Below are 17,272 nucleotides of genomic sequence, written 5' to 3'. Positions count from 1 at the left end.
ATTTAGATTATATTAGTTATCATATATTAAGGAGGGAGTGGGGTATTTGGATAAAGCTATTTTTATAAAAGAGCTAAGCAAAATTGGAGGGATTGTTGCAGTATGCAAATTTGGAAGTCACGGAACAGAATTTTGGATTAAAGATAGAAGTGATATTGACTTAGCTATTATAGTTTCTCCTAATATAAACTTTACAGATACATTAAATATGGAAGATAAAATAGAGGCTTTAAGTAAAGAACTTTACAAATATGATAATATACATTTAACTTTTATTTTGTTTAAAGAATTTCACACTAAGTTTGCAAGGTTTGCGGTGGATAGTGAAGAGCAATTTATAGTTGATGAAGATAGATGGTATGATTTTCAACATTATGTCTTAAAATATGCAAGGCAAAATAGAAACTTTGAAAGAATGCTTAAAATTGATGAGCAGTACACATATTTTGGGGGGATAATAGATGAGTCCTTATTATAAGTATAAGAAAGAAAAGTTTTTAGACAAGTATAAAAGTGCTTATGATAATTTAGAAGATTTAAAACAAGCTATAGAGCAGTATAGAAATACAAATAGTAGAATCATAAAAAGGGCTATGTTTGCTTTTTTTCAAGATTTTTCGGAGTATATAATAGACATGTGTGAAAGTTATATTATAATAAATGGTGGTAAGATAAGTAGCGGTATTACGGGATTAACCCTTATTGAAAAGGCATCAGAAATGGGTTTTTTTGATCAAGACTTAAAAAGCTATTTGTATACGGCGGTTAAGCTTAGAAATAGATATACACATGATTACTACAAAAGAGATGCTTCGGAAAAAGAAATTGAAGAGTTTTGCTTTAAAAAGCTTATTAATTTAGATATATTTTTAGAAAGTAGTAAAGATAAAGTTATACTAAAATATAAGATTAACTAAAGGAAAAACATTAAAAATGTTTTGTTCAATAACATAATGAACAAAACATTTTTTATAATAATTACCATATTACTTTTGTAGAGTTTAATAGATTGTTTTACACACTCTATTAAAAATTATTTGCTTCATTTACTTCTCTAAGTTCACTAATTAATTCATCCATTAAGGTTTTAACAGGGACTATCTTATCTATTTTATAGGCATTAGAACCACAAAATATAAGCCCATTATCGATATCACCTTCTACAGCATTAATTAAGGCTTCTGTTATACAATAAGGTGTTGTAGCTGGATTGCAGTGAGAAAGACATTTAAAGCATTTCTTAACCTTTATAGGACCTTTTTCAGATAACTTTACAAAGGGATTTAAAATTGCCCTTCCAGGCATACCTACGGGGCTTTTTACTATGCTTATATCTTCTTTTTTAGCATTAACATATGCCATTTTGTATTTTATATCTGCGTCACATTCGTCAGTTGCAACAAATCTAGTGCCTATTTGTACTCCGGAAGCACCAAGGGATAATACTTTTCCAATATCCTTTCCATCATAAATTCCTCCGCCTACTATAAGGGGAATTTCTTTTTTATATTTTTCTTCAAAGGGTTTTATAGTGTTTAAAACTTCCTTTATCTCATCATAAAAGCCTTCCTTTTCTTTTTCTATTTCATCTGTCTTAAAGCCTAAATGTCCTCCAGCTTCTGGTCCTTCTAAGACTAAGGCATCAGGTACAATGTTGTATCTTTTATCCCACATTCTAAGAATTACAGAGGCAGCTTTTTTAGAAGAAATTATAGGAATCATTTTTACATCAGAACCTTTACAAAGTTCTGGTAAATTTGTAGGAAGACCAGCTCCTGAAACAATTAATTTAGCACCAGCCTCTATAGAGCCTTTAACCAATTCTGCATAGTCTTTAGCGGCGCACATTATATTAACACCAATAATTCCGTCTTCAGATTTTTTTAAAGCTGTTTTTATGTGATATTTTAATGCTCTTAAATTTGCAGCAAGAGTATTTTCTCTAAAATCTTTTTCCTTAAAACCTATTTGTGCAGCGGATATTATGCCAATACCACCACAGGATGCAACGGCAGAGGCTAAATTACATAGTGAAACACCTATTCCCATACCACCTTGCATTATAGGTAGTTTTGCTTCTAAGTTTCCTATTTTTAATGACTTAAAATTCATTTACATTACCTCACTTAATAAAAAAATAGTTTGATAATCAAAGTATTTTCACTATAATATTATACCATACTAATCTAAAATAAATCCAGTAGCAAGCAACAAAATCAGAGATTTAGCACCTAAATTCCAGTGAAATTTTTATTTTTACTGGAATTATATTTTTTTACAATTACTTAAAGGGCTGGTAAGCCCGCAGACCGATAGGTCGCAAAAATAGATATACTTACCCCTACCCCACGANTACAGAGATTTAGCACCTAAATTCCAGTGAAATTTTTATTTTTACTGGAATTATATTTTTTTACAATTACTTAAAGGGCTGGTAAGCCCGCAGACCGATAGGTCGCAAAAATAGATATACTTACCCCTACCCCACGAAATCTTAATAAATAATTTCCAATTTTATTTTAAAGTTAAGTTTTTACAAATAGTGGATTGATCCAGTCATCTTCTATAGTAAATCTCTCATCTCTTATATCCTCAACAATATCTATTTGAAGCATTCGTTTTTTTCTGAAGGATCTTATACACCTAAAAAAGTACAATTGCATCAAATTAAATGCTAGTATTAAAAACATTACCACTGTTTCTACGCCCGTAGGGCTATGAAGAAAACAATGATCTAAATGCCACTCAGTTTTTAACTGATGAAAAACATTGTTTTCAATGTCCCATCTTTTATGCATTATTTTCCATAGAGTTTCTACTGACGTAAATTTGTCTGTTGTTATAATCCATGCCTCTTTAAATTGTACCTTATCTCCAGTATGAACTTCTTCTATAAATTTTATAAATCTTACTTTTACTTCTGAATCAGCCATTTCAAAATTACCTTCATCCCAAGCTTTTATCTGTACATACTTTTTGCTTCCCTTATGAACTATCCATTCTTTATTTGCCTCACGGCATTTAAATAAAGCTAATGCATCTTTTACAATGTGCAGTCGGTCATCTTTAACTCGTACTACTGCATTCATTCCTAATGAAAGTACTTCTTTTATCCAAGTAGATTTACAATATAAAGCATCAGCTACTATAATATCTGCAAAATGATGATACTCTTTATAAAGCCTTCTAATTAGTCTTTTACCTCCTGTGATTTCACCTTCATCTTTATCCGATCCGTCTTGTTTTGGTTCAAGCATTTCTTGACCTAAAATAAGATGATGGTCAGAACCTACAGTTGCACAAATCACTGATCTGTGGAAATAATGAGTTAAGCCATTTTTATCAACTCTTGTAAGACATTTATCACAGCATTTTTTAGTACTTTCAAATAGTTCTACACCGTCTATAGCAACTACTTTTAAGCTATCTATTGTACCATTTCTAAATACCTTATTTTTTACAGTAGTTTTTATTATATGTTTAAGGATTTCTTTTAATCCATCTAAATCAAAATCACTTAAACAACGCCTAACGGCATCAATACGTGGCATTTTAGTTTTTTTAGGTAGTACTTTTTTAAATTTATCTTTTTTAAGCCAATGTTCTAATCTGTTGAAACTCCTTATCTGAAGCATAAATCCAAATAATACCACAAAGGTAATTGTTGAAACTTTTACTGGAGATTTTACTTTTTTATCTTTTAGGGTATTGATTTTTTCTCCAAGATGGTATACCTTAGAAAAGTAAGTGAGCATTTGTTTTAAATAACTTTTGTTCATTTTATCAGCATCCTTTTTATCTGTTGTTTTCGCAAAACTTATTATAAAAGGGATGCTTTTATTATGCAAATTTTTTCTATATAATTTCCAGTAAAAATCGGAATTAACACATTTATTAATACTCACTCATAAAACATTATAAATCAACGGACTATCGTCCTAAAAATTTTTTAAGTGCTAAACTTCTGCAACAAAATACTTACTACTGGATTTCATTTAACTAAAGGGAACTTGCAGCAGCCTTATCTATAATTAATGTTACATTTTTATGAAGCTGAAGTATGGAGGCTTGAACTAGTGGATCGATTTTGCCATTAACAGTTTTATTTATAGCATCTGCTTTTGAAATTCCGCTAGCAAGTAAGATAATTTTTTTAGAGTTCATTATAGTTTTAATACCCATGCTTATAGCTTTAGTAGGAACTTCTTCTCGTGAGTTAAAAAATCTAGAGTTGGAATCTATGGTTTTACTATCTAAATTAACTAGGTGAGTATTTGGTTCAAAAATATTAGAAGGTTCATTAAATCCTATATGACCATTAACACCAATACCTAAAACTTGTATATCAATACCACCACAATTTTTAATATTTTCTTCGTATTCAATACATTCTTTTTCGATATCAGAAACTTGTCCACTTAATATATTAGTGTTTTCTAATTTTATATTTATATGTTTAAATAAGTTATTTAACATATAATAATGATAGCTTTGAGTATTCTCTTTGCTTAATCCGTAATATTCGTCTAAATTAAAAGTTTTTACTTTAGAAAAATCTAAATTAGAATCTTCATATTGTTTGATTATAGATTTATACATACCTAAAGGAGTATCTCCAGTGGCAAGACCTAGTACGCTTTCGGGTTTTGATATTACTTGATTTATTATAATATTAGATGCTTTTTCGCTCATTTCTTCATAATTATCAACGATCATTATTTCCATTTAAAACCCTCCGTTTTTCTTAAATGCTAAATTTCCTTTTATAAAAGTATATTTTACATTTATATCTTTATTTGAATTCTTCTATGTCCACAACAAGTATATCTCAATCTGATTTTTTCAACAAGCAATATAAAAGCTTTACCATGAATAGGTTATCTCTTACTAAAAATTTTTTTATCATGCAGCCTATGGGATATGCTAGCTAATTTATAATTTTAAATTAAATTCAGCAAGAAAGTTCTAATAGAATCATTCTTGCTGAATTTTTAATTTATCTACTATTTTTTAGATTACATATTTAAATACACATAAAAAGTGGCTTAAGGTTCCAAGCATAATAAAAATATGAAATATCTCATGGAAACCTAAAGATTTAAATTCTAAGAATTTAGGCTTTGTAGCATATATAACTCCACCTAAAGTATATAAGACTCCACCTAGAACCAACCAGAACACACCAACACTAGAAATTTTAGTGTATAGAGGGTATATGACAAAGGCAGAGATCCAACCCATAGAAATATATATTGAAGTTGAAAGCCAACGTGGACATTTAAACCAAATCATTTTGAATAATATGCCACATACTGCTATAAACATTATTATAGAAAAAAGTACCCAACCAGTAACTCCTCTTAGGGCAATAAGGCAAAATGGAGTGTAAGATCCAGCTATTAATATGAAAATCATAGAGTGATCTAGTCTTCTTAGGAATTTAATAACTCTCTCTGAAGCAACAACCATGTGGTATGTAGCAGAAGCTGAGTATAAAAGCATCATACTAATTCCAAAGATGATTACAGCTGCAATGCCTATAGGCTCAGGATTATATATAGAAGTTTTAATTATCATTGCAATTAATGCAATGAAAGACAAAATAGCTCCAATTAAATGAGTTATACCATTAATAGGTTCTCTAATATGTGAATTATTCATACAAACAACCTCCATGTGTTATGATATAGTTTTTAAAACTATGTGTAATATAATATTACCATATTTCTCTTAATATATGCAATGTTTTATTCTTTGGTTTTTAAAATTATTTATATTAAATTATTTTAGACATATCCCTTTATTTTTTTTATAAATTATGATATTGATATTATAGTATATAGTTTTAAAATCTACGTAGGATGGTGTTCACATGAAAAATGATGAAATAAGAGAATATATAGAGAGGTTAAATCTTAAGGAAAATATAAGTTTAGAAGACATACCTGAAATAGATTTATATATGGATCAAGTAATTCAATTATTTGAAAAAAAATTTAGTGATACTTTAAGAAATGAAGAAGATAAGGTTTTAACTAAGACAATGATAAATAATTATTCAAAGGGAAAATTATTTATGCCGGTGAATAATAAAAAGTATACTAAAGATCACTTAATACTTATAAGCCTTATATATCAACTTAAGGGGGTACTTTCCATAAAGGATATAAAAATTTCCTTAGATCCTATGGTTACCAAGATAAATCAGGGAGATAACTGTGATTTAAGAGGAATTTATTCTAAGTATTTAAAGCTTTATGATAAAAATGTAGATGATTTTTATGAGTATGTAGAAAAAAACATAGAAGATATAGGATCTATAAAAAAAGAGAAGGATGATAAGGGAGACATGGATAACAAGGAGGAGTATATAAGTGATTTTTTACTTTTAACTTCTTTAGTGACCATGAGTAATTTGTATAAAAGAGCAGCGGAAAGTATTTTGGATAATATTGCAAAAGATAATAAATAGGTCTTTTAAGAGAATATAAAATGGCTGCACGGTATAGTTGCTATACTAAAATATATTTTTTAAGTTTTAAAAATTAAAGTATTAAGGTGTTATATAATAGCTTTGTATGCCCTTCTAAAAATAAAAGAGGGCATACTTTTATGCAAATATATAATTATAAGAATTATATATTTTAGGTATTATTTCATCTAATTTTAAGCCTGAGAGAAGATGATTCATAACTAGTTCCTTTGATTTATCATAATACCTAAATATATTTTCTGCCATTTCTTCATTTTTATACACTTTCCAGTAACGGCACATTAAGCATTTTTCTTCAGAACACTCCATAAATGCTTTAACATCATAAAGGGGAATTCCAAGAAACACTCCTAATTCATGGGGGCAGTGAATAGTGTTATATCTAACTTTTAAAGTTTTTAAGAATTCCTCTAAGTTTACATTTTTGCTATACCCTATTTTGTGTAGAAATTCTTGATTCTCTTCTTTTAATAAAACTCTTTTAAGATTTGCTCTATTATATACAAGCACTGTTTTGCAGTGAGGGTATTCCTTTAAAACAATATATTCTAAGCCTAAAGTATTTAAATAATCTTCTTTATTTTCTTCCCAAATTTCAAATATATCTTTCATTTCCTTTTTTAAAGTAATAGTTGATGATGGCTTGATTCCAGTAATAACTGGTGATAAAAGGTAAGTTAAAAAACAATACATATAATTTTGCCCATCTAGATTATTTAATAGAGTAATAAAATCTTTTTTCATTATATATCCAACCTTTCGTTTAAATATTTCATCTAATTGTGGCAAAGAAGCCATTTTTTATTTTCTTACTAGAAATCAATATGTACTGGTCGGTTTTATTTTTAATTAAATATATAAATTTATATAAAACCAATGATTGCAAGGGTTGTAATCTAATATAGTTTAAAAACCCCATATAAGTATAACGATAATCATTTTCAATAATGAAATATATTATATTAATATTCGAACAAAGTCAATAGATGAAAACATAAGGATGTATTTATAACTAAGAAAAACCATGTATAAATAGGAGAATAATAAAGTGTACCCTTTGTAAGGGACATTTTAATCACCTTTTATACATGGCTTTATTTATTTTGGGGAAGAGATACTTAACTTATTTTAGTCATATTTCTAGATTTTTTTGTAGGCATAAAAAAACCTAATAGGGAGGCTAAAATACTTGGTACAAGCCATCCTATACCTAATTCATATAAAGGTATGGCTTTTGCAAAGTTACTTATATAAGGTAATATAAGATCTAGATTATCTAAAACCTGTATTAAGCTTACTATAAAACCAGCGGTAATTCCAAAATAATAAACAAATTTTTTAGAGCCTATTATTTTATCTAAAAATGATAAAAATATAAGAATAATTGTTACAGGATATAGCACTAGAAGAACAGGTATAGTTAATTTAAGTATAGTGCTTAAGCCCAAATTAGAAATTATAAAACTAAATATACATACAATTGCTATAGTGTTTTTATACTTGAACCTAGGCGAAATTTTTTTAAAATACTCTGCAAAAGCAGCTACAAGTCCAATAGAAGTTGTAAGACATGCAAAGGTTACCACACCACCTAATAAAATTATTCCCCATTTGCCGAACAAGTGTATTACTATATTTGCAAGAAGTTGTCCACCATCTTTAGCTTGTCCAAGGGGTGCACTAGTTGCTCCTAAATATCCTAATGAAAAATAAACTATCATTAAGCCTATACATGCTATCACTCCACAAATTAATGTGTATTTTATAATTCCTTTGGAATCTGTGATTCCACATTGCTTTATAGCATTTAAAACTATAGTACAGATAACTATAGCACCTAAGACATCTAAGGTTAAATAACCATTTATAAATCCTTTAAAGAAAGCATGATTAGCATAGTCCTGCACTGGTGTAGAAGGTACACCTATAGGGGTTATAAAAGATTTTACTACTATTACGCCTATAAGAAACAATAAAATAGGGGTAAGAAACTTTCCAATAAAATCTACTAATTTTGAAGGATTTAGAGCTAGAAAATAAGTTAAAAGAAAAAATATAGAGGTAAATGCAATGCTTATTATCCACTTATGTGTAAATGAAGGAGGGATTAGTGGAAGAGCACTGATTTCATAAGAAACTGCACCGGTTCTAGGGATAACGCAAAGTGGTCCTATGGTAAGATAGATAATAATAGAAATTAATCTAGCAAATTTAGGATTCACTTTATTAGCTAGATCGTCAAAACTCCCACCGGAACGAGTAATTGCTATAATGGTGACTAAGGATAAACCTACGTCAGCCACTATAAATCCAGTTACAGCTGACCATACATTACTTCCTGCTTCCTGACCTAAAAGTGGAGGAAAAATTACATTTCCAGCACCAAAAAAAACGGCAAAAAGCATTAAACCAATAGATAAAACTTCAGAAAACTTTAATGTTTTTTTCATGATTTTCTCCTTATAAAATATTAGTTACTATATTTATAACTATGCTAATCTTATTTTAAATAAGAACTTTCCTAAAAGCAACAATAAGTTACTGAAATATTCAAAAAATAATAAATATTGAATATCTTATAAGAAGAATAACTTAAAGTGCTTTATTAATAATTATAATATAAAAGCAATGATTTTCATCATTGCTTTTAGAACAATATATATTTAACATAAACATAGTTCTTGGGTTTAGGGGGGATATTAGGGCGGATAGTCATCGGATAAAATAGAGAAAAAATTCTCATGTAAAACACTTAAATTTAGAAAATTATATGTGCTATTAAAGCTATAATTGGAAGTGTTATTAGGGTACGTTCTAAAAATATTATTAAAAGATCTTTAATAGATACAGGAATTTTAGAACCTAATAATAGTCCTCCAACCTCGGACATATAAATAAGTTGAGTTACAGAAACAGCAGCTATTACAAAACGAGTTAAATCACTTTTAATAGTAGCGCCTATAACTGTAGGTAAAAACATATCTGCAAAGCCAACTACAAGTGTACTAGAAGCTTGTGTTGCTTCAGGAATTTGAAGTAAGTTTAATAAAGGGATAAACGGAAGTCCAAGCCACTGGAATATAGGAGTATATTCAGCTAATATTAGAGCTAAAGTTCCGATAGCTAAAACTATAGGGGATACACCTACCCACATATCTAGTACATTTTTAATACCTTCTGTTAGTATAGAAGATAATTTATTAGCTTCTGCTCTTTCAACGGCTTTGGTAACTCCCCAAGTTAAAGAAGTATACCCTTCTGGAATAAGTTCATTATTTTTATCGCATTTCTCTCCATTATAATATGTATCTTCTTTTCTAGAAAGAGGTGGTATTCTAGGGATTATAATGGCTGCTGCTATTCCAGATATGATTATGGTTAAGTAAAACACACCAAACATATGAGCTAAGTTTACTTGTGATATAACTACTAAGCTAAAGGTTATTGATACAAAAGAGAAGGTTGTACCAATTACTGCAGCCTCACGTTTTGTATAGAATCCTTCTTCATATTGTTTACTAGTTAAAAGAACACCTATAGTTCCATCCCCAAGCCAAGAAGCAATACAGTCAACTGAAGATCTACCTGGTAAATTAAAAATTGGGCGCATGACCTTAGTAAGTAATGAACCTGCAAATTCCAACAACCCAAAGTTTAAAAGTATTGGGAGAAATAATCCTGCAAATAAAAATACAGAAAATAGTACAGGGAGCAAGTCATATAAAAGTAAGGCACCTGTATTTTCAGACCATATAAATTCAGGACCTACTTTAAAAAATACACATATTGCAAATATAGCACTTAAAATTCTAGCCACGAACCAAACTGGTGAAACATTAAAAAGTGAGGTTAAAAAATTATTTTCAGTAATAAACTTTGGTTTCAATATCTTAGCTATCAATGTGAAGCCTAGTGAAGCACATATAAGTATGGTCATAATCAATGGTAAATAGTTAGATAAATAATTATGCAACATTTTAGATAGTAGTGCAACGGGGATTATTAAGTCACCATTAACTTTAATAGGGATCATAAAAAATATAATACCGAATAATGAAGGAATGAAAAACTTGAAAAAACCTATGTTATTAGGGGATTTATTTTCAATATTTAACATTTTAGTTCACCTGCCTTTTATTTGTTGTTTAATCTTATAGTATATTATTGTAACTGTTTTTCAGAAAAAATCAATATAAATATGCAAAAAATATAAATAAATATGCAAAAAATATTATTTACACTGTTAAAAATGGAAAACCCCTTTAAAATCTTAAGATCTTAAAGGGGTTTACTCTATACAAATTTTACAGCTGTACCTGTAGCTAAGATAACAAAGGCAGTTCCTTGACTCATATTAGTAACTGAATAAGTTACATTTAGTACACCATCTGCTCCCATAGCCATAGCTTCTTTCACTAACTTATCTTTAGCCCTATTTTTGCCGTCTTCAATCATTTCAGTATATGATCCTAATTCTCCACCAACTATGTTTTTAAGACCGGCCATTAAATCTTTTCCAAAATGTTTTGAATATACACAAGCACCCTCACATACTCCAAGTATTTCATAATTTTTACCTGGAATACTTGGTAAATTAACTAATAACATATAAAGCCCTCCTCAATTAGGTTAGTTACGTAAAGTATAACTTTATTTTATTAAGTTTGTAAAATTCTTTTTTAGCTTATTTTCATTAATTTTTCTTATACTTTTACCACATGGTAAATCTATCTAATTATTGTGCAGTATTAAAAAAATTTTTTCATACTATAATATATTTTTATAACTACTTCATTTAAAATCCAGTTTTTGTGTTAATATTATATATTATAAGGAAGTTAATCTTATTATAAGAAAGTGAATCTTAGAAAGGATAATTAAAATGGCTTTAACTAACTTGGGTAATATAAAAGAATATTGTGATATTTTTACATATAAAAAAGGCGAAGAATATTATGATGAGGATTATGTCTTAGACCTTGATGTAGAGGCTGTTGAGCATAGCATGAACCGTATAAACACTAGGGTTGTTTCTTCTGATGGATATAATGAATATAGTGTAAGTTTTTATGTTAATGAAAAAGGTGAAATACTAGAAGAGTATAATTGCACATGCCCTCATTTTGAAAAAAAGGGTGTAATTTGCAAGCACATAGTTGCTGCATATTTAAAGGCTATAAATGAATATAATTTTGCTAAAGAAGATAATTTAAATCTTCTTCTAGATATATATAAGAAACCTCTAAGTATACATAAAAGCCGAAAAGAAGTTTTAAATTTAGAAATAACTATGAAAAATTCCTCTCATAGAGAGGCACAAAATTCTCTTTCTTTAAGGGTTGGCTTAGAGAAATATTATGTGGTGAAAAATATTAAGGATTTTCTTAAAGCATATTATTTTAATCAGAATTTAGGGTTTGGGAAGAACTTCACCCTGGATTTTGAAAGACATGAATTTTCAAAGGAAGATAAGTGGATATTAGACTTTTTAGTAGAGGTCTTAGAAGTGGAAGAATCCATATCATCTAGCTATAATTTATTTTCTGTAAATAAAAGTCTTTTTAGTGGGAAAAATCTTTATCTTTTAGATCCTCAATTTAAAAGGTTTTTAAGTTTATTAAGGGATAAAACTATTTTATTAGAGCTTCCCATGGGAAGTTATGAAAATGTAGGCTTTAAAGAAGATGAAGATATAGAATTTTCTCTTCAAAAAGAAGAGGGGGAAATACATCTCTATCATAAGAATAATCTTGTGCCATTTCCTCTTACTAGAGACATGGAGTATTTCTTTTACAAGGGGAATATATGTACATTAAAGGATGAAAAGAAAAAGCTCTATATACCTTTATATAAGGTTATGATAGAAAATAAGGGGTGTAGACTAGAGATAAATGAGGGGCAGAAAAGTGATTTTGCTTCTTTTATATTACCAAAGGTAAAAATACTAGGAAAACTAGAAGTAAAGGATGATATTAGAGAAGAATTTTATGTAGAGGATTTAAGAGTAAAGTTATATTTGGATAAGGAAAGTGATTGTATAATCCTAAGAGTAAAATTTAACTATGGAGAAATAGAAATAGATCCTTTTTCAAAAGAAGAAGTTAGAGATGAAAAAGGCATATTAATGCGTAATATAAAAGAAGAATCGGAAGTTATAGAAAAGATATATTCTCTTAATTTTAAGGAGGATGTTGGAAGATTTATTCTAGATAATGAAGATGAAATTGTAGAGTTTTTAGTTAATGGCATTGAGGCTTTACCTGATATGTGGGACGTTTATTATTCAGATAGCTTTAAAAGTACTAAAATATACAATTCAACTCAATATAAATGTAGTTTAAGATTAAATAAAGAAGATATGTTAGAGTTTTCTTTTGAAATAAAAGGAGTAGATAAAAAGGAGCTTATACAGATATTTATGGCTTTAAGAGAAAAGAAAAAATATTATAAGCTAGATAAGGGTGATATTGTATTACTTAATGAAAATATGTTAAAGAGTGTATCGGATATATTAGAGTATTTGGATGTACCACCTGAAGATTATAGTAAGGACCTTATTAAGTTACCTAGATTTGATGCCTTTTATATAGAACAAAAGTTAAATGATTCAGCTGCTTATGTAAATAAAAATAAGGAGTTTATAGAGCTGGTATCCAATTTAAAAGAGGTTAGAGATATAGATTATAAAATACCAAATAATATGGAAAATATACTTAGATCCTATCAAGTTATTGGATTTAAATGGTTTAAGACCTTATCAAGTTATGGCTTTGGTGGAATTTTAGCAGATGAAATGGGACTTGGAAAGACCCTTCAAACCATTGCATTTTTAACTTCTGAAAAGGAGAGTGGTACAGCTTTGATAGTTTGTCCAACCTCTCTTGTATATAACTGGTATGAGGAAATAAAAAGGTTTTCAAAGGAGCTTAAGGTTTTAATATTAGATGGAAGTAAAAAAGAGAGAGAAGATAAAATTAAGGAGCTAAAAAATTATAATATAGTCTTAACTTCCTATGGATTAGTTAGAAGAGATATAGAGAATTATAAGGACTTTGCATTTTCTTATTGTATTTTAGATGAGGCTCAATATATAAAAAATCTATCTTCACAAAATGCTATAACAGTAAAAGAAATAAAAGCAAAGGGAAGGTTTGCACTAACAGGAACCCCAATAGAGAATAATTTATCAGAGTTATGGTCTATTTTTGATTTTATAATGCCATCTTATCTTTTAACTCATAATAAATTTTATGCAAAATATGAAGTGCCTATAGCTAAGGATGGAAATGAAGAGGCTCAAAAGGAGCTTAAAAATAAAATTAAGCCATTTATAATGAGAAGATTAAAAAAGGATGTTATAAAAGAACTTCCTCCTAAGATATATAATAATGTTCTAATTTCTATGAATGAGGAACAGAAGAAGTTGTATACCTCATATGTGGAAGCTTTAAAAAGTGAGATAGAAGAAGAAGTTAAATTAAAAGGTATTGAAGAGAGTAGGTTTAAAATCTTAGGGGCACTAACTAGGCTTAGACAGATATGCTGCGATCCTTCTGTTTTTTTAGAAAATTATAAGGGCGAGAGTAGTAAAATTCAATACTTAGGAGAACTTTTAGAGGAAAGTACTAAGGAAGGGCATCGTGTTTTATTATTTTCTCAATTTACCTCTGTATTAAAAAATATATCAAAAGGCTTAAAAGAGTTAAATATAGAGTATTTTTATTTAGATGGAACAATAAAGTCAGAGGAGAGAATGGAGCTTGTCAAAAGGTTTAATAAAGGAGAGGCAGAAGTATTCTTAATCTCTTTAAAAGCAGGAGGAGCAGGACTAAACCTTACTGGAGCCGATATAGTTATACATTTTGATCCATGGTGGAACCCTGCAGTTGAAGAACAAGCAACGGATAGAGCTCATAGAATAGGACAAAAAAACACAGTTCAAGTAATTAAATTAATTTCAAAGGGAACAATAGAAGAAAAAATTCAAAAACTTCAAGAAAAGAAAAAAGCCATAGTAAATGAAATTATGGAGGATAATAATCTTTCAGAGAATCTATTAAGTACAATGACATCAAGAGAGTTATTAGAATTATTTATTTAGAAAATGCAAATATAGTTCTAAGCTTTATAGGGAGTTTTTACACCTATTGAAGTTTAGAACTTTTTATTTAGGGGCTGAATCATCTTAGATACAATCTTTGAAGGAGATGATTGTATTAGAGCAGAAAGTTATTGGATAAAAATTCTTTATTAATTCCGAGTAAAATGGTTGACTTTTTAAAATAAAAAATGTATATTATATATAAGATAATGATTATCAGTGGAAAACTATAATCATTATAAAATTAGCCAATATAAAATTACCAAATAAAATTAACCAATAAAGTGTTGAATTAAGTGCAATTAGTTTTAAGAAAAATTTAGGTCATTATTTATCCCAACATAAAGAGACTCTAGCTTTAGCTAGGGTTATCTTTTGAAAATAATCCCGACTAATTTACTCGGAATTAAAGGGCGAATTTATTTTCCAGTAAGGAGAGAATATTATGGAAAAGTTATTAGAAATAAAAAATCTTTATGCAAATATAGAAGATAAACAGATTTTAAAAGGTCTAAATTTAAATATAAATAAAGGTGAAATACATGTTATTATGGGACCCAATGGTGCTGGAAAGTCAACTCTTGCAAATGTTTTAATGGGGCATCCTAAGTATCATGTTGAAAGTGGAGAAATATTATTAGAAGATGAAGAAATAAAAGAGCTTAAGCCTAATGAAAGAGCTAAAAAAGGATTGTTTTTATCTTTTCAATATCCAGAAGAAGTTCCTGGTATAACTGTTGAAAATTTTTTAAGAACAGCTAAGGGAGCAGTAACAGGAAAGTTTATAAGGGTTATGCAATTTAAAAAAGAGTTACAAGAAAAGATGAAACTATTAAAAATGAAAGAAGAGTATGCAGATAGATATTTAAACCTTGGATTCTCTGGAGGAGAAAAAAAGAAGAACGAAATACTTCAAATGGCTATATTAGAGCCAAAACTTGCAATATTAGATGAAACAGATTCAGGTCTTGATGTGGATGCTGTTAGAGATGTAGCTGAAGGAGTTAAGTTATTTAAGAAAGAAGAAAACTCAATATTAATAATTACACACCACAATAAAATTCTTGAATATTTAGAACCGGATTATGTCCATGTATTAATGGATGGAAAAATAGTTAAGACAGGAGATTATTCTTTAGCAAAAGACATAGAGTCTAATGGGTATGAGGGGATCAAGGAAGAAGTTCAATATTCCAGAGGTGAGTAAAATGGTGAATAAAGGAATGGATTTATTAAATCTAAAAGTAGATAAAGTAGATAAAGAAGATAAAAGAAAAAGGACTTATGTAGAAGACCTTGAAAGAGGTATATACGATATAAAAAATCAAGAGAGATATAGTTATAAGTCAGAAAAAGGTCTAACAGAAGATATTATAAGAGAAATTTCTAAAGAAAAAGATGAACCACAGTGGATGAGAGATTTTAGATTAAAATCTTTAAAAATATATAATGAAATTGATGTTCCAACTTGGGGTCCTGATATTACAGATTTAGATATAGATAATATAGTAACCTATGTAAGACCAGATACTGATATGAAGGGTTCTTGGGATGAAGTGCCAGAGGATATTAAACAAACCTTTGACCTTTTAGGAATTCCAAAGGCAGAGAGAGAGTCTCTAGCTGGGGTAGGAGCACAGTATGATTCAGAGGTTGTATACCATAGTGTAAGAGAAGACCTTACAAAGCAAGGTGTAATATATACAGATATAGAGACAGCTATGAGAGAGCATGAGGACTTAGTTAAAGAATACTTTATGAAGTGTGTTCCTCCAAGCGATCATAAATTTGCAGCTCTACATGGAGCAGTTTGGTCTGGCGGGTCCTTTGTATATGTTCCAGAAGGAGTAGAGGTTGATATTCCAATTCAGTCTTATTTTAGACTAAATGCTAAAGGAGCAGGACAATTTGAGCATACCCTAATAATATTGGAAAAAGGGGCAAAACTCCATTTTATTGAAGGGTGTTCAGCACCTAAGTATTCAGTTAATAATCTTCATGCAGGCTGTGTTGAATTGTTTGTTAAAGAGGGTGCAAACCTTCGTTACAGTACCATAGAAAATTGGTCAAAGAATATGTATAACTTAAATACAAAAAGGGCCATAGTTGAAAAAAATGGTTCTATAGAATGGGTTTCTGGTTCTTTTGGATCTAAGGTATCTATGTTATATCCTATGAGTGTTCTAAAAGGAGAAGGGGCTAGGGCAGAATTTACAGGCATTACTTTTGCAGGTAAAGGGCAGCACTTAGATACAGGAACAAAGGTTGTTCATGCAGCACCTCATACATCTTCAACTATAAACTCAAAGTCTATTTCTAAGGATGGCGGAGTTGCATTATATAGAGGATTAGTTAAAATCACTCCCAATGCTCATCACTCAAAATCTACAGTTTCCTGCGAATCACTTATGTTAGATAATATATCAAAATCAGATACCATACCAGTAATTGATATAGCAAATGATGAAGTAGATTTAGGGCATGAAGCTAAAATAGGAAGAATAAGCGATGAGGCTATATTCTATCTTATGAGTAGAGGAATTAGTGAAGAAGAGGCTAAGGCAATGATAGTTAGAGGCTTTGTGGAGCCAATTTCAAAAGAATTACCTCTTGAATATGCAGTTGAGATGAATAATTTAATTAATCTAGAACTTGAAGGAACCATAGGATAGAGAGGT

The 17,272-nt window shown here is 29.2% G+C and carries 14 protein-coding genes; 6 read left to right on the top strand and 8 right to left on the bottom strand.

Annotated elements, in window-relative coordinates:
* Positions 1–46 precede the first annotated feature (46 nt).
* Both FNZ64_RS04065 and FNZ64_RS04060 read left to right on the top strand, forming a co-directional pair.
* Entirely contained in the window at positions 47–478 is a 432-nt protein-coding gene (locus FNZ64_RS04065; protein ID WP_142413573.1) for a nucleotidyltransferase domain-containing protein, read from the top strand.
* Entirely contained in the window at positions 462–917 is a 456-nt protein-coding gene (locus FNZ64_RS04060) for a HepT-like ribonuclease domain-containing protein (RefSeq protein WP_142413572.1), read from the top strand. The genes FNZ64_RS04065 and FNZ64_RS04060 overlap by 17 nt, the downstream gene beginning before the upstream one ends.
* Positions 918–1,026: 109 nt before the next feature.
* Here FNZ64_RS04060 and FNZ64_RS04055 read toward each other — a convergent pair whose 3' ends face one another.
* The 4 genes from FNZ64_RS04055 to trhA form a co-directional block, all read right to left on the bottom strand.
* Positions 1,027–2,112, bottom strand: a complete 1,086-nt coding sequence (locus FNZ64_RS04055) for an NAD(P)H-dependent flavin oxidoreductase (RefSeq protein WP_142413571.1) — start codon at positions 2,110–2,112, stop codon at positions 1,027–1,029.
* Between the two features lie 413 nt (positions 2,113–2,525).
* Entirely contained in the window at positions 2,526–3,779 is a 1,254-nt protein-coding gene (locus FNZ64_RS14870; RefSeq protein ID WP_142413796.1) for a transposase, read from the bottom strand.
* A gap of 220 nt (positions 3,780–3,999) precedes the next feature.
* Complete coding sequence (nagB, locus tag FNZ64_RS04045; protein WP_142413570.1) at positions 4,000–4,725, bottom strand: glucosamine-6-phosphate deaminase; 726 nt, start codon at positions 4,723–4,725, stop codon at positions 4,000–4,002.
* A 285-nt stretch (positions 4,726–5,010) separates the two neighbouring features.
* Positions 5,011–5,661, bottom strand: coding sequence for a PAQR family membrane homeostasis protein TrhA (gene trhA / locus FNZ64_RS04040; RefSeq protein ID WP_142413569.1), 651 nt, complete (start codon positions 5,659–5,661; stop codon positions 5,011–5,013).
* A 211-nt stretch (positions 5,662–5,872) separates the two neighbouring features.
* On the opposite strand from trhA, the gene FNZ64_RS04035 reads away from it, so the two are divergent.
* A complete protein-coding gene (locus FNZ64_RS04035) occupies positions 5,873–6,472 on the top strand; it encodes a DUF1836 domain-containing protein (protein ID WP_142413568.1) in 600 nt (199 codons plus the stop codon).
* 138 nt (positions 6,473–6,610) lie between these two features.
* On the opposite strand, the gene FNZ64_RS04030 is transcribed toward FNZ64_RS04035, so the two are convergent.
* The 4 genes from FNZ64_RS04030 to FNZ64_RS04015 form a co-directional block, all read right to left on the bottom strand.
* Positions 6,611–7,291 (bottom strand): DUF3793 family protein, encoded by a 681-nt coding sequence (locus tag FNZ64_RS04030; protein WP_142413567.1) that lies wholly within the window; start codon positions 7,289–7,291, stop codon positions 6,611–6,613.
* A 320-nt stretch (positions 7,292–7,611) separates the two neighbouring features.
* Positions 7,612–8,943: a branched-chain amino acid transport system II carrier protein gene (gene brnQ / locus FNZ64_RS04025; protein WP_142413566.1), complete on the bottom strand. Its 1,332-nt coding sequence runs from the start codon at positions 8,941–8,943 to the stop codon at positions 7,612–7,614.
* A gap of 308 nt (positions 8,944–9,251) precedes the next feature.
* A complete protein-coding gene (locus FNZ64_RS04020) occupies positions 9,252–10,601 on the bottom strand; it encodes a YjiH family protein (protein WP_423244932.1) in 1,350 nt (449 codons plus the stop codon).
* A gap of 185 nt (positions 10,602–10,786) precedes the next feature.
* Positions 10,787–11,101, bottom strand: a complete 315-nt coding sequence (locus FNZ64_RS04015; RefSeq protein WP_142413565.1) for a YbjQ family protein — start codon at positions 11,099–11,101, stop codon at positions 10,787–10,789.
* A gap of 274 nt (positions 11,102–11,375) precedes the next feature.
* On the opposite strand from FNZ64_RS04015, the gene FNZ64_RS04010 reads away from it, so the two are divergent.
* The 3 genes from FNZ64_RS04010 to sufB all read left to right on the top strand — a co-directional run bounded on the left by FNZ64_RS04010 (position 11,376) and on the right by sufB (position 17,266).
* Positions 11,376–14,594, top strand: coding sequence for a DEAD/DEAH box helicase (locus FNZ64_RS04010; RefSeq protein WP_142413564.1), 3,219 nt, complete (start codon positions 11,376–11,378; stop codon positions 14,592–14,594).
* Between the two features lie 442 nt (positions 14,595–15,036).
* Positions 15,037–15,801 carry a Fe-S cluster assembly ATPase SufC gene (gene sufC / locus FNZ64_RS04005; protein ID WP_142413563.1) on the top strand — a complete coding sequence of 255 codons (765 nt, stop codon included), beginning with the start codon at positions 15,037–15,039 and terminating at the stop codon, positions 15,799–15,801.
* A gap of 16 nt (positions 15,802–15,817) precedes the next feature.
* Complete coding sequence (gene sufB / locus FNZ64_RS04000) at positions 15,818–17,266, top strand: Fe-S cluster assembly protein SufB (protein ID WP_142413794.1); 1,449 nt, start codon at positions 15,818–15,820, stop codon at positions 17,264–17,266.
* The last annotated feature ends 6 nt before the right edge of the window (positions 17,267–17,272 follow it).

Origin of the sequence: Hathewaya massiliensis, assembly GCF_902143515.1 — a bacterium.
In the GTDB taxonomy this organism is placed as follows: Bacteria; Bacillota; Clostridia; order Clostridiales; family Clostridiaceae; genus Hathewaya; species Hathewaya massiliensis.
The sequence above is the reverse complement of the archived record's forward strand: the minus strand, read 5'-3'. Positions and strand labels throughout refer to the sequence as shown.

What these genes read in the sequence shown, in the direction of transcription:
- FNZ64_RS04060 (WP_142413572.1), top strand. Translation starts at nt 462, where the DNA reads ATGAGTCCTTATTATAAGTATAAGAAAGAAAAGTTTTTAGACAAGTAT.
- FNZ64_RS04055 (WP_142413571.1), bottom strand. Translation starts at nt 2,112, where the DNA reads ATGAATTTTAAGTCATTAAAAATAGGAAACTTAGAAGCAAAACTACCT.
- FNZ64_RS14870 (WP_142413796.1), bottom strand. Translation starts at nt 3,779, where the DNA reads ATGAACAAAAGTTATTTAAAACAAATGCTCACTTACTTTTCTAAGGTA.
- nagB (WP_142413570.1), bottom strand. Translation starts at nt 4,725, where the DNA reads ATGGAAATAATGATCGTTGATAATTATGAAGAAATGAGCGAAAAAGCA.
- trhA (WP_142413569.1), bottom strand. Translation starts at nt 5,661, where the DNA reads ATGAATAATTCACATATTAGAGAACCTATTAATGGTATAACTCATTTA.
- FNZ64_RS04035 (WP_142413568.1), top strand. Translation starts at nt 5,873, where the DNA reads ATGAAAAATGATGAAATAAGAGAATATATAGAGAGGTTAAATCTTAAG.
- FNZ64_RS04030 (WP_142413567.1), bottom strand. Translation starts at nt 7,291, where the DNA reads ATGGCTTCTTTGCCACAATTAGATGAAATATTTAAACGAAAGGTTGGA.
- brnQ (WP_142413566.1), bottom strand. Translation starts at nt 8,943, where the DNA reads ATGAAAAAAACATTAAAGTTTTCTGAAGTTTTATCTATTGGTTTAATG.
- FNZ64_RS04015 (WP_142413565.1), bottom strand. Translation starts at nt 11,101, where the DNA reads ATGTTATTAGTTAATTTACCAAGTATTCCAGGTAAAAATTATGAAATA.
- FNZ64_RS04010 (WP_142413564.1), top strand. Translation starts at nt 11,376, where the DNA reads ATGGCTTTAACTAACTTGGGTAATATAAAAGAATATTGTGATATTTTT.
- sufB (WP_142413794.1), top strand. Translation starts at nt 15,818, where the DNA reads ATGGATTTATTAAATCTAAAAGTAGATAAAGTAGATAAAGAAGATAAA.